The following is a 12,339-nucleotide window of genomic DNA, read 5'->3' on the forward strand; positions in this document are numbered from 1 at the left end:
TAATGCCGTTCACTTAAGCCTCGCGTGACTTATAGCTGAACGGATATTTAGGCGGAATATAAAGCACCGAACGCTCGTATCGTCGGTGCTTTCTTTTTTCCGGAAGGATAAAGGCTTTTACATTTTCCCTCATTCCTTTCAGATGCTTAGGTATATTCCCCGTCGCGCCCTTACCACTCACCCTGACCTGCGATATCAGAATATTTAATGCCGCCACGAAACTTATCCGGGTTGGAATAACGCCGGCCTCTCCTGCAATATCCACCATTTCCTTTCTCAGCAGGTTGTACGACACCAGGATCCCCCACAGCTCCTGTTTTACCCCCTCCGGAAATCGGCTCCGCAGTGTGACCTCCCCCTTCAACTGCCGTCTTTTTAGCTCTCCATAGCCTAGTTCGATCTCCCAGCGTTCCCAGTAAATTCGCAGCAAATCTTCGACTGGCCAGGCGACCGGATCGGTCAGCGACGTTAAAAATCCCGTGATTTTCCCTTTACCGCCACCGCTGACATAACTCACCATCCTTGCCCGCCAGACTTCCGGGAGATGAGGCGCAGCCTTGCGAGCCTGAGGTGAAACCGGCATCTCAATCAGCATGTCGTAATCGCTGTATCGTTCGATAACCTCATAGCGGAGTTTACTTTTTACTGGTGTGAGCCAGTGTGTGCAGGCTCCGGCCTGCTGCCATTCCAGGAAAAAAGCCGCGCTGAAATAACAGCGGTCGAACAGGGTCAGCGTATGGTCAGGGGCGGAGGAAATCAGACGATGCGCCAGCGTTAGCTCCCCCTCGGCCACACCGCCAAACGCCGCATCCAGCAACATATGGGAATGGGTTGCCATCAGCCCGACCATCCGTACCTGCGGGAATGTCCCCGTGGACGGTTCGATAAACCCAAAAGCAGCGGCGTTCTCAGGTGAATCGGGCGTGCGAAAAAGTGTTCCGTCAACGCTCAGAACCCGGAGGCCATGGAACGTAGCGGGCCCGAGTGCCGCAGGTTGCCAGGCCTCGTTGCAGGCATGAAAAAGGTAGCGAAGTGGGGCTTCGCCCAGGCGCTGGCGTGCGGCAGTGAGTACGCTGGGGGCAAGGCTTTGATAACCGTCTTCAGGCTGGAGAACAATGTCGAGATGATGGCAGACATCTTTAATGGATAAGTCACGCAGCAACCCCATCATCAGAATAAGCCAGACAGCCTGCTCAGCAGGGAGGCGACGCCTGCGAATGCTGGCCTTCTGGCAGGCGCTTAATGCCTGGTGTATCCAGAGGGGGTCAAGGGAGCGAGAAAAAGCATCCAGCTCAGAGGCGAAAGCATCAACAACAAAATCCATATCCTGTTCAGACATAAAAAAATCCGGGAGCAGAGGGCTGTTCCCGGATTGTCTCTCACTGGCAGGATCGTTCAAGTACTCTTAAATGATCGGCATTAAGTCGTTCGACTGGCCTTTTTCATTGAAGCTGAGTTTTTTCAGCGATGAAGCGATCGTACAAAGTCTTCAAGAAACCTCTGTTCCTCATCCTGCATCTGTTCATCACGCGCTGTTAACTTTTCTTTGAGCGATTTCAGCGTGCTGAGATTTTCCAGCTCCTGTTTTTCCTCTTCGATAAACGAACGCAGAGCCGTAATATGCTCATTGATTTTCTTATCGATGTCTTTTTGTGTGCTGCTCTTAAACTTGCACCAGATCATGCCTTCAGGCGAATCGCTGTCATTATTGAGTGCCTTGAATTCTTCTTTCAGAGTGGCTATTCGTTGTTCCAGTAAGGAATTGAGGGCCGGTAAATCTATTTCTGCAAACTCAGCGTCTGCATCTATGTGCTCCTGATACAAACTGAAAATAGCCCAGACGTCATGCGACTTTCTGGCCGCCGAGAGAGTGGTCATCAACTGATGACGGTGCTGTTTTTCTGTGTCATCCTGTGCTCTGTCAGGATGAAAAGCCGCAGCCAATCGTTTATACATCCGATTAATGACGGAGCGGCTGAACAGCGAATCTACTTTTTTCTGAGATGAGTGAGCGGTTTTGCCCGATGACTGGTCATCCTCAAAGAAATCATCATCATAAAAATCTGAGTCACCCTCTTCTTCATCCATAAAGTCATAGGTGTCTTGCCCTGCCGTTTCATGGAATTCGCGGATAAGAGCCGCTAATTTTTGTGGGTCATGCATCATTTCTGCGATTTGTTCGTCACTCAGATCACCGGCGATCCCCCACCTGTTTCGCAACTCATCCCGAAGATCCTCAATCTCTTCTGGAGAAGGGGGAGCGAGTGATTTTTTGGCGCTGTCGCTGTAAAGATCAATGAGAGCGTTGAGATCGGTAGTCACGTCCCGGAAGGGGTGTTCAATCAGGAACTGTAATTCATCCTGGATCCACAAGCCCAACTCTTCACGCTGGTAATTCGCAATGGATTTTTTCCCCATAAAGGCGATGAGCTTTTCTATTTTGAGATAGATAAGGTGAGTATGCTGATGTTCAAGGGGTAATACTTTTTCGCTAAAGCGTGCCATCAACTCCTGTTGTTGTTGGACCAGCTGTTCAATGCGTTGCTGCTGTTTCTTTATTTCTTTGCATCCGGCGTTAAACCGTTGACGTGGAGTGTTAGCGGTATTTTTGCGTTTCGCGGCCTTCGCTTTGCTGAGATGATTAGCCATAAAAAACCTGTAGTTAATGAACAAAGTTGTGCGCATTTTAATCTATTTTTTGATCATTAAAGGAGGTTTTTTATCTCCGAGTTCAGCATATCCGGTTCCTGAAGGGAGCCTCTCTCCGGGCAACCCGTTTACCGACCGTAAGTGACGCCTGTCAGTAGCCTTGTTCTATGCTCTCAGTGAACTTATCCCTGACCCCGGAGACTGTATGAACATCATCAATTGGTTTGAAATCCCGGTGTCTGACCTCAATCGTGCTGTCGCTTTTTATGAGCCCGTCATGCAAGTGAAACTGCGACGTGAAAGTATGGCGGAGGTGGAAATGGCTGTTTTCTCACATGCAGAGACCGCAACGGGTGGGGCGCTGCTGGCTGAGCGACTGGGCGTGTCGCTGTCCGGCATGCCGGAAGGCGATTCTGCGAGTGAGCAGACCGTTCCCTCAGTGATTTTCTGCGAAAAGTTCGTTGCGAAGATCGGAACGGACGCTGAGGTCAAACTCTGGCACTTTTTTTCGCACAAGCCCCGGCGTTGCAGGTATGGTGAGGGTCTCACTCACGACTCGGGAGTCACACGGAAATGCCCCATCACCACATTCACCTTCAGAACGTCCCGCAGCCGCAGTGCTGGACGGGGTTGCCTTCAGTCACGCTCAGCGATGCCACTCTTGCACAGCGTAAGGCGAAAGTGCTCGCCGGAATGCAGCAACAGAAGCTGGACACGCTGATTGTCTACGCTGACAAAGAGCACGGCGGCAACTTTGAGTATCTCACCGGGTTTATTCCGCGCTTCGAGGAGGCGCTGCTGGTACTGCATAGCGATGGTGAAGCGGTGCTGGTGCTTGGCAATGAAAATCTCAAACTGGCCGCTCATGCCCGGTTGCCAAACCGTGTTGTGCATGCGCCGTGGTTCTCGTTGCCTAATCAGCCGATGGATAACGTGCAGTCTCTGCCTGAGCTATTACAAAGCGCGGGTATCACGGCGAATAATCGGTTGGGGCTGGCGGGCTGGAAACTCTTCACCGGCGTGAAAGACAATACCCGTCAGATGTTTGATATTCCGGCGTTTATCGTGGATGCCCTCCGTGAAGCGGCACCGCTTGCGGAACTGCAAAATGCCACCGGGCTATTTATTTCCCCAGCGGTTGGGGCACGCGTTGTCAACAACGCCAATGAACTGGCGCATTATGAGTACGGCGCGAATCTGGCTTCTACCGCTATTCTGAGCGCCTTAAATGCCGTTGCACCGGGCAAAACTGAAAAGCAAATCGCCAGCCTGCTAGCCGCTGACGGTCAACCGAATAACGTGGTGATGATCGCCGCGACGGGCGACCGCTTCGCTAACGCCAGTCTTTATCCTGGCGACAAAGTCGTGCAGCAGGGTGATAAATTTTCGCTGACCACCAGTTATAAAGGCGGGCTCAGCAGTCGCGCGGCTTACGTCGTAAAAGATGCCTCTCAGCTCCCTGAAGCAGTAAGTGATTATCTTGATGTGGTGGTTATTCCGTATTTCCGCGCGGTGGTCACCTGGCTGGAAAACATTCGCCCGGGCATGACGGGCGGCGAACTGTATCAACTGATTGAAGACGTGCTGCCAAAGTCGGCATACCACTGGCATCTCAATCCTGGTCACCTGGTCGCAGATGAAGAGTGGTTATGCTCGCCAGTCGGCCCCGGGTCTGACATTCCCTTCAAAAGCGGCATGCTGCTGCAAATCGATATTATCCCATCACGTGCGGGCTACGCGGGCGCAAGCATTGAGGACACGGTGGCACTGGCAGATGAAACGCTGCGCAAACAGTTATCCGCTGAATACCCGGCACTTTGGGCGCGAGTCCTGAAAAGACGAGCGTTTATCGAGCGTGATATAGGGATTCAGTTGCCGGAATGGGTGTTGCCGTTTTCAAATACGGTGGGGTATTTACGACCGTGGCTATTGGATCAGAGTACAGCGTTGAGCGTGAAGTAGAGAAATTGCCCGGTGGCGGCTACGCCTTACCGGGCCTACAAACCGGGCTAATCGTTGATGCCTTGCATTCTGTTGTAGGCCCGGCAAGCCTGCGCCGCCGGGCATCAGCATTATCAGAAGTTATAACCCACAACCAGATAACCACCCCAACCGGTGGAGCGAACGCTGAAGTTGCCGTCGCCGAAGTTCAGGCTGGCATCATCGTTCCACTGGCCACCGTCGTGCCAGTAACGCGCCACCACAGAGTAGTGCCAGTGATCGTAGTTAAGCGCCAGGATGTGGCTTGAGGCGATGGAGTTGCTGGTACGCGCGTGCTTCCCGTTGTTGTCGATGAAGTTGTCGTCGCCCAGATCGGAACCCCAGTCAAAGTTGGTGAAGCCGATATAGCTCAGCTGACCGCCCCACAGTTGAGTGATTGGCACGAAGTATTTCACTTTGAAACGGTAGCCGTCCCACTCGTTTTCGTTGGACGCGCCGTAGTTCTGCCACTGGTATTTCGCGTACACGTTCAGGGACAGGCTCATTGGCAAACCGGTGTCGATGTCGGTGCCCAGACCCATGTACCAGGTGCTCTGCTTGCTGGCATCGTTGCCGTGAGCACCCATGTCATAGATGTAGTTGTTCGCGAAGTACCACTCTTTGAACGGACCGAACGCCAGGCTGGTGCCGGTCAGCTTGTCGATGGAGAAGCGCGGCTCGATTTCCATGAACATGCGGGAACCGTCGTCCCAGACGCCAGTGTCATTGCCGTTACCCCAACCGAAGGTTTTTGGGATATCGATGTAGCCGTAGAAATCAAACCAGTCTTTTTTGGCAAACGCTTCGTACTCCAGGTACACGTCGTTGTTGATTTTTGGTCCGAAGCGGGTGTGATAGCTGCCTACCACGTTGACGCTCTGGTGCCACCAGTCAGAGACGTACTCTGGCTTAGCGGTGTCGGCAGCGTTTGCCGTGAAAGACGAGGAGAGCGCAAGCACTGCACTGGCTGCAAGTAATGTTTTTTTCATAAAAGACGCCACTTTTTTAAAAATCCCTTTCGGGGTGTGAAAAGACCCGCCGAAGCGTTTCTAAATGTAACTGTTTTTGCGAGGCCTATTATAAGAATCATTGCTCACAAAAATATGTGGTGTTTCACAGTTTTCTCATATACGTAATCGATTGCGTTCACGTTTGCGTACATTGACGGCGGGCATTGTACGGATTCTCATGAATGTTTCCAGGGTTTTCTGGAAAAACAGGAAACATTGCAAAGGGGGTCAAAGCGTGAGGAACAGGCGGGAAAGAGGCCGGATAACGGGCGTTATCCGGCAACAATCAGTTACTGAGCATTCACTGGCTGAATGTCGTGGATACGGACGAAGACCGGTTGTTTCGGATCGATGCCGTTCAACTGCAACGGAATATCGACATCACTTGGGGCAAGGATGCTTGCTGGGGCGTTGATGAGCTGGTTTTTAACGTCAACTTCCTGGTAGTTGTCCGTGGTGCCCTGAATCAGGCCCCATTCGACTGTGCCGCTAAAGGCGGGCAACGGATCGTTGGATTCACCCTGAATACGCAGCGTGGCACGCATCCCGTCAGCGTTTTGCGCAATATTGGTCAGCGACATGCGCAAGGTACCAATCTGGCTTTCCAGACGTGCCGGGGTGTTCGCGCCGGGTAACAAGTAAACACCGCTTGCGGATTTTGCATTCAGCGCATTTTGCTGGGTTATCTTGACCGTTTCCTGATTAAGTTTGGACATGTCCTGAGAGAGGGCGCTCACGCTCTGCTGCATCTGGTGAACTTCGGTTTGCTGTGCACAGGCGCTAAGGGTAAACAAACTTCCCACGGCCAAAAGGCGTAAATAACGTCGTGTCATTGTCAGGGTTCCTTTCAGAGTTCTTTCGTCTTCAATGGTAGCAGTATCGCGCGCGTTGCCATCGGGGGTTTGTCTCAAAATGACGGCGCCGCCTGGGTCGTGGTAAAATAGGAAAATATTATTCCCCTTTCGTCAGGACGCGCCATGCATTGCCCATTTTGTTTAGCCGTAGATACCAAAGTGATCGACTCTCGTCTGGTGGGAGAAGGCTCTTCTGTACGCCGCCGCCGACAGTGCCTGGTCTGTAATGAACGCTTCACCACCTTCGAAGTGGCCGAACTTGTGATGCCGCGAGTGGTGAAAAGCAACGATGTTCGCGAGCCGTTTAATGAAGACAAATTGCGCAGCGGCATTCAGAAAGCACTCGAAAAGCGTCCTGTCAGTTCAGATGACGTCGAAATGGCGCTGAATCACATTAAGTCGCAGCTGCGCGCCACCGGTGAGCGTGAGATCCCAAGCAAACAGATTGGCAATCTGGTGATGGAGCAGTTGAAGAAGCTCGATAAAGTGGCCTATATCCGCTTTGCTTCGGTGTATCGCAGCTTCGAAGACATCAAAGAATTCGGCGAAGAGATCGCCCGTTTACAGGACTAAGCCATGCATGACGAACAGTACATGGCGCGTGCGCTGAAGCTGGCGAATCAGGGCCGTTTCACCACTCATCCCAATCCACGTGTTGGCTGTGTGATAGTCAAAGACGGCGAGATAGTGGGAGAGGGCGCGCACTACAGAGCGGGCGAGCCTCATGCTGAGGTGCATGCGTTGCGTATGGCTGGCGAAAAAGCTAAAGGCGCGACGGCATACGTCACGCTTGAACCGTGCAGCCACCACGGGCGTACGCCGCCGTGCTGTGACGCTCTCATTGCGGCAGGCGTGAACCGCGTGGTGGCAGCGATGCAGGACCCAAATCCCCAGGTTGCAGGCCGTGGGCTTTATCGTTTGCAGCAGGAAGGCATTGAAGTCAGCCACGGGCTGATGATGAGCGAAGCCGAAGCATTGAACAAAGGCTTCCTGAAGCGCATGCGTACCGGTTTCCCGTTTATCCAGCTAAAACTTGGCGCATCGCTGGATGGGCGCACGGCAATGGCGAGCGGTGAAAGCCAGTGGATCACTTCGCCACAAGCGCGCCGGGACGTTCAGCGTTTACGTGCAGAAAGCCATGCCATTCTCACCAGCAGTGCAACAGTGTTAGCGGATAATCCGGCTCTGACCGTACGCCGGGAAGAACTCAACGCTGATGTGCAGGCGCAGTATCCGCAGGAAAATTTGCGTCAGCCAGTGCGTATCGTTATCGACAGTCAAAATCGTGTGACGCCGGAACACCGCATCGTGCAGCAACCGGGCGAAACCTGGTTTGCCAGAACTCAGCCAGATCCTCGCGACTGGCCGGAGTCTGTACGCACGCTGCAAATCCCGGAACACAACGGTCATCTGGATCTGGTCTTGCTGATGATGCAACTGGGCAAACAGCAGATTAACAGTATCTGGGTTGAGGCTGGTCCAACGCTTGCTGGCGCGTTGTTGCAGGCAGGGCTTGTGGATGAGCTGATTGTTTACGTTGCGCCTAAACTGTTAGGCAGTGACGCCAGAGGATTATGTGTGCTGCCAGGGCTTGAGAAACTGGCCGATGCGCCCCAATTTAGTTTCAGCGAGATACGCCACGTTGGCCCGGATCTCTGTTTGCACCTGATACCCGCGTAAGTTGCTGTCAATAACCGAAGCAGCGCGCAAATTATTATGATAAAATCCGCCCCCCTCATGGGGTAAGTCGAATCCCAAAAGGAAAAGTATGAACATTATCGAAGCTAACGTAGCGGCTCCTGAAGCCCGCGTCGCCATCACCATTGCGCGTTTCAACAACTTCATCAATGACAGCCTGCTGGAAGGTGCGATTGACGCCCTGAAGCGCATTGGTCAAGTGAACGATAACAACATCACCGTAGTCTGGGTTCCGGGCGCATACGAACTGCCACTGGCAGCGGGCGCACTGGCGAAGACCGGTAAATATGACGCCGTTGTGGCATTGGGCACCGTTATTCGTGGCGGTACGGCTCACTTTGAATACGTCGCCGGTGGCGCAAGCAATGGCCTGCTGCAGGTTGCACAGGACAGCGAAATTCCGGTCGCTTTTGGCGTATTGACCACCGAAAGCATCGAACAAGCCATCGAACGCGCTGGCACCAAGGCGGGTAACAAGGGTGCAGAAGCTGCACTGACCGCACTTGAAATGATTAATGTATTGAAGGCCATCAGGGCCTGATTTTTGTAAGGGGAATTCCGTGAAACCTGCTGCTCGTCGCCGCGCCCGTGAGTGTGCCGTCCAGGCGCTTTACTCCTGGCAGTTGTCCCATAACGACATCGCTGATGTTGAATATCAGTTCCTGGCGGAACAGGACGTGAAAGACGTCGACGTCGTGTACTTCCGTGAACTGCTGTCCGGGGTGGCGACCAACAGCGCGTATCTCGATGGCCTGATGAAACCGTACCTCTCCCGTCTGCTGGAAGAGTTGGGTCAGGTGGAAAAAGCCGTGCTGCGTATCGCGCTGTTCGAGCTGGCTAAACGTGATGATGTGCCGTACAAAGTGGCCATCAACGAAGCCATCGAACTGGCGAAAACCTTCGGCGCTGAAGACAGCCACAAGTTTGTCAACGGCGTGCTGGATAAAGCAGCTCCGGTCATCCGTCCCCGCAAAAAGTAATCTGCAGGCCGACGAAGCGGTTTCTCCGCTTTGGTCGGCCTCTCTTTTTTCCTGTCTCGAGGCTGACGCATGGCATGCGGTGAATTCTCTCTCATTTCCCGTTATTTCGATCGCGTAAGAAGCTCCCGTCTTGATGTTGAAACCGGAATCGGTGACGACTGTGCGCTGCTCAGCGTGCCAGAGAAACAGACGCTGGCGATCAGCACCGATACGCTGGTATCGGGCATTCATTTTCTTCCGGACATCAACCCTGCCGATCTTGCTCGCAAAGCGCTGGCGGTCAATCTCAGTGATTTAGCGGCGATGGGCGCGGACCCCGCGTGGCTGACATTAGCCCTGACGCTGCCTTCTGTGGATGACGCCTGGCTGGAAACGTTCAGCGACAGCCTGTTCGAACAGCTCAATTACTACGATATGCAGCTGATTGGCGGCGACACCACTAAAGGTCCGCTGTCGATGACGCTGGGTATTCATGGTTTTGTGCCAGAAGGCCGGGCCCTCAAGCGGTCAGGCGCAAAACCAGGTGACTGGATTTACGTCACTGGCACACCGGGTGATAGCGCGGCGGGTCTGGCGATTTTGCAGGACCGCTTGCAGGTTAACGCGAAAGAAGACGCTGATTATCTGGTCAAACGCCATCTCCATCCGACGCCACGCATTCTGAGCGGGCAAGCCCTGCGCGGGCTGGCAAATTCGGCTATCGATCTTTCTGACGGGCTGATTTCTGATTTAGGGCACATCCTCAAAGCGAGCGAGTGCGGGGCAAGAATCGATCTCGATTTACTGCCGTATTCGCAAGCCATGACTCGCCACGTCGAGCCTGAGCAGGCGCTGCGCTGGGCGTTAGCGGGCGGCGAAGACTACGAGCTGTGCTTTACCGTGCCAGAATTGAACCGAGGTGCGATGGATGTGGCGCTGGGGAGTTTTGGTATGGCGTATACCTGCATCGGGCAGATGACGGCCGATGTAGAAGGACTGCATTTTCAGCGTGACGGTAAGCCGGTGACGCTCGACTGGAAGGGGTACGACCATTTTGCGCAGTAAAGACGTCGCGAAAAGCCGCCTGAGTCTGCTCAATCCCTGGCATTTACTCGCCACAGGATTTGGCAGCGGGCTGAGCCCAATCATGCCAGGCACGGCGGGCTCTCTGGCCGCCATTCCCTTCTGGTATCTGCTCACGCTTCTGCCCTGGCAGCTCTATTCGCTGGTGGTGATGCTGAGTATCTCTATCGGGGTCTACATTTGTCACCGCACTGCCAAAGACATGGGCGTGCATGACCACGGCAGTATCGTCTGGGACGAATTTGTCGGGATGTGGATAACGCTGATGGCGTTGCCAACCAACCAGTGGCAGTGGGTCGCCGCAGGCTTCGTGATCTTCCGCATTTTCGATATGTGGAAGCCGTGGCCGATTCGCTGGTTTGACCGCAACGTGCACGGCGGCATGGGGATTATGGTCGACGATATCATCGCCGGGATCATCTCTGCGGGGCTGCTGTACTTGATTGGCCACCACTGGCCGATGGGGATTATTTGATAAAGGGGGGCTTGCTCTCCTTTTTTATAATCAATATTTATATATTAATGTCAATTTATTCATTTAGTTAATGAGTAAAGTCCTGCTGGACATCCTCCTGCGAAATCGGACACACTAAATACAAGACCGTTTCTCCTGTAGCAACGTTTTGTAAGGCTGGTGATGATGGCAACCGATCTCAGTTATGACTTCCTTGAACAATTCAAAGAACAAAGCCTGGCGTTAAAGCTCCTTCGTTCAACACATTTCTCTCTTACCGTCAGTTTTCTCTATCGTGTCTTTGTTGTGACCAATCGCCGCAGCGTTCCCTATATGGAGCTGGTTGGCTTACTGGAGCAACACTTGTTTGATATCAAAGAAAGCTATGGCGAAGAAAAATATCCCAAAGCAGCCAGAAACTACCTTGATGACTGGATTAATAATAAAGGCGGCTATCTCAGAAAGTATCTGTCCGAAGGCAGCGATGAACCGGAATGCGATTTGCTACCCGAAGTGGAAAAAGCCCTGCACTGGCTTGAAGAGCTACAGGGGCGCCAGTTTGTCGGCACCGAATCGCGCCTGAAACTGTTGCTGGATATGATTGGTGAATTGGTTGAAGGCACCAGTGAAGATCCGGTGCAAAAACTGCAACAGCTTAAAGCACGAAAAGCTGAAATTGAGCAATCCATCGTGGCGGTAGAGCTTGGGCAGGAGCAGGGGTTCTCAGCGACACAGATCAGGGAAAGACTTTATTTACTCTCCGATATGTCTCGCCAGTTGCTTGGGGATTTTCGCCAGGTTGAGGCCAATTTTCGCCAGCTTGACCGCGATTCACGTAAGACTATCAGTGCCGGTGGTCATCTTAAAGGTGACGTGCTGGACAGGATTTTCGAGCATCAGGATGTGATTGATGATTCTGATGAGGGCCAGTCATTTAGCGCCTTCTTTGAGCTGCTGATGACGCCCAAAATGCGGGATGGAATGCGGGAAAATTTACAGCTGTTATTGCAACACGAACAGGGGCGTGAGGTTATTCAAAACGATCGGTTGTTGACGCATTTATACAGCTGGCTGTTGGATGCTGGGGGGAAAGTCAATGCGACCCGTCAGCAAATTACGGATCAATTAAGGCGCTATATCCAGGAACAATCGCAGGATAACCGACGCGTGCTGGAAATTATTCGTGAGTTTGAAATAGAAGCTCACCGTTTCAGAGAGCGGGAAGACGAACTGAATGCACTCTCGCTCGGTGGCATGCAGGCAGAGATCGACCCGTTGTTTAGCCGTCAGCTCTGGCAGCCGAAACAGGACGAACAGCTGGAGAGCCGCATTACGGTTGCGGAGTCAGAGCCTGATGTTGATTTCAACCAGTTGCTTGCGTTAAGCCATATCAGTGAGCAGCAGCTCCAGCGCAATATTTTGCAGTGCCTGATGGATAACCACGGGCAGGTCACTCTGGCGGAAGTGCTGGAACGCTATCCATTGCAGTATGGGCTGGATGAACTGCTGACCTACATCAAAATGGGCTGCGACCAGGTGGTGGCTTCGCATATCGACAAACAGCATAAGCAACGCGTCTCCTGGCAGCCTGAAGCCGGTCTGACGAGAAGCGTGTCGGTACCTAAAATTACGTTTGTACGGGGAGGGTAACG

12 protein-coding genes and 2 pseudogenes are annotated in these 12,339 nt (G+C 52.9%); 10 read left to right on the forward strand and 4 right to left on the reverse strand.

Annotation, left to right across the window (positions count from 1 at the left end; genetic code table 11):
- Positions 1-13: 13 nt before the first annotated feature.
- Both ACLW56_RS07005 and ACLW56_RS07010 read right to left on the reverse strand, forming a co-directional pair.
- Complete coding sequence (locus tag ACLW56_RS07005; protein ID WP_330983077.1) at positions 14-1,339, reverse strand: IS4 family transposase; 1,326 nt, start codon at positions 1,337-1,339, stop codon at positions 14-16.
- 122 nt (positions 1,340-1,461) lie between these two features.
- Positions 1,462-2,649: a hypothetical protein gene (locus ACLW56_RS07010; protein ID WP_330983078.1), complete on the reverse strand. Its 1,188-nt coding sequence runs from the start codon at positions 2,647-2,649 to the stop codon at positions 1,462-1,464.
- 205 nt (positions 2,650-2,854) lie between these two features.
- Here ACLW56_RS07010 and ACLW56_RS07015 point away from each other — a divergent pair.
- The 3 genes and pseudogenes from ACLW56_RS07015 to ACLW56_RS07025 all read left to right on the forward strand — a co-directional run.
- A pseudogene (locus ACLW56_RS07015) lies at positions 2,855-3,013 on the forward strand (VOC family protein); the annotation flags it as partial.
- A gap of 26 nt (positions 3,014-3,039) precedes the next feature.
- Positions 3,040-3,135: pseudogene (locus ACLW56_RS07020) on the forward strand (DNA-binding transcriptional regulator); the annotation flags it as partial.
- Positions 3,136-3,222: 87 nt separating this feature from the next.
- Complete coding sequence (locus ACLW56_RS07025; protein WP_330983079.1) at positions 3,223-4,611, forward strand: M24 family metallopeptidase; 1,389 nt, start codon at positions 3,223-3,225, stop codon at positions 4,609-4,611.
- Between the two features lie 113 nt (positions 4,612-4,724).
- Here the strand turns inward: ACLW56_RS07025 and ACLW56_RS07030 are convergent, their stop codons facing one another.
- A complete protein-coding gene (locus ACLW56_RS07030) occupies positions 4,725-5,618 on the reverse strand; it encodes a nucleoside-specific channel-forming protein Tsx (protein WP_330983080.1) in 894 nt (297 codons plus the stop codon).
- 311 nt (positions 5,619-5,929) lie between these two features.
- On the reverse strand, positions 5,930-6,472 hold the full coding sequence (locus ACLW56_RS07035; RefSeq protein WP_330983081.1) for a DUF3251 domain-containing protein: 543 nt from the start codon (positions 6,470-6,472) through the stop codon (positions 5,930-5,932).
- Positions 6,473-6,616: 144 nt separating this feature from the next.
- On the opposite strand from ACLW56_RS07035, the gene nrdR reads away from it, so the two are divergent.
- The 7 genes from nrdR to ACLW56_RS07070 all read left to right on the forward strand — a co-directional run bounded on the left by nrdR (position 6,617) and on the right by ACLW56_RS07070 (position 12,337).
- A complete protein-coding gene (gene nrdR, locus ACLW56_RS07040; RefSeq protein ID WP_330983082.1) occupies positions 6,617-7,066 on the forward strand; it encodes a transcriptional regulator NrdR in 450 nt (149 codons plus the stop codon).
- 3 nt (positions 7,067-7,069) lie between these two features.
- On the forward strand, positions 7,070-8,173 hold the full coding sequence (ribD, locus tag ACLW56_RS07045; RefSeq protein ID WP_330983083.1) for a bifunctional diaminohydroxyphosphoribosylaminopyrimidine deaminase/5-amino-6-(5-phosphoribosylamino)uracil reductase RibD: 1,104 nt from the start codon (positions 7,070-7,072) through the stop codon (positions 8,171-8,173).
- Positions 8,174-8,261: 88 nt separating this feature from the next.
- Positions 8,262-8,732 (forward strand): 6,7-dimethyl-8-ribityllumazine synthase, encoded by a 471-nt coding sequence (gene ribE / locus ACLW56_RS07050; RefSeq protein WP_330983084.1) that lies wholly within the window; start codon positions 8,262-8,264, stop codon positions 8,730-8,732.
- Between the two features lie 19 nt (positions 8,733-8,751).
- Complete coding sequence (gene nusB, locus ACLW56_RS07055; RefSeq protein WP_312624796.1) at positions 8,752-9,171, forward strand: transcription antitermination factor NusB; 420 nt, start codon at positions 8,752-8,754, stop codon at positions 9,169-9,171.
- Between the two features lie 69 nt (positions 9,172-9,240).
- On the forward strand, positions 9,241-10,215 hold the full coding sequence (gene thiL / locus ACLW56_RS07060) for a thiamine-phosphate kinase (protein ID WP_330983085.1): 975 nt from the start codon (positions 9,241-9,243) through the stop codon (positions 10,213-10,215).
- The gene (pgpA, locus tag ACLW56_RS07065) at positions 10,202-10,708 is read left to right on the forward strand and encodes a phosphatidylglycerophosphatase A (RefSeq protein ID WP_330983238.1); all 507 of its coding nucleotides are present in this window, start codon (positions 10,202-10,204) and stop codon (positions 10,706-10,708) included. The genes thiL and pgpA overlap by 14 nt, the downstream gene beginning before the upstream one ends.
- A gap of 165 nt (positions 10,709-10,873) precedes the next feature.
- Positions 10,874-12,337, forward strand: coding sequence for a DUF3375 domain-containing protein (locus ACLW56_RS07070; protein WP_330983086.1), 1,464 nt, complete (start codon positions 10,874-10,876; stop codon positions 12,335-12,337).
- Positions 12,338-12,339: the final 2 nt, after the last annotated feature.

This window comes from Pantoea sp. sgz302252, from assembly GCF_047713085.1.
Classification (GTDB): Bacteria; Pseudomonadota; Gammaproteobacteria; order Enterobacterales; family Enterobacteriaceae; genus Scandinavium.

Excerpts from the sequence above, each read along its gene's own strand:
- ACLW56_RS07005 (WP_330983077.1), bottom strand. The coding sequence starts at position 1,339 with ATGTCTGAACAGGATATGGATTTTGTTGTTGATGCTTTCGCCTCTGAG.
- ACLW56_RS07010 (WP_330983078.1), bottom strand. The coding sequence starts at position 2,649 with ATGGCTAATCATCTCAGCAAAGCGAAGGCCGCGAAACGCAAAAATACC.
- ACLW56_RS07025 (WP_330983079.1), top strand. The coding sequence starts at position 3,223 with ATGCCCCATCACCACATTCACCTTCAGAACGTCCCGCAGCCGCAGTGC.
- ACLW56_RS07030 (WP_330983080.1), bottom strand. The coding sequence starts at position 5,618 with ATGAAAAAAACATTACTTGCAGCCAGTGCAGTGCTTGCGCTCTCCTCG.
- ACLW56_RS07035 (WP_330983081.1), bottom strand. The coding sequence starts at position 6,472 with ATGACACGACGTTATTTACGCCTTTTGGCCGTGGGAAGTTTGTTTACC.
- nrdR (WP_330983082.1), top strand. The coding sequence starts at position 6,617 with ATGCATTGCCCATTTTGTTTAGCCGTAGATACCAAAGTGATCGACTCT.
- ribD (WP_330983083.1), top strand. The coding sequence starts at position 7,070 with ATGCATGACGAACAGTACATGGCGCGTGCGCTGAAGCTGGCGAATCAG.
- ribE (WP_330983084.1), top strand. The coding sequence starts at position 8,262 with ATGAACATTATCGAAGCTAACGTAGCGGCTCCTGAAGCCCGCGTCGCC.
- thiL (WP_330983085.1), top strand. The coding sequence starts at position 9,241 with ATGGCATGCGGTGAATTCTCTCTCATTTCCCGTTATTTCGATCGCGTA.
- ACLW56_RS07070 (WP_330983086.1), top strand. The coding sequence starts at position 10,874 with ATGGCAACCGATCTCAGTTATGACTTCCTTGAACAATTCAAAGAACAA.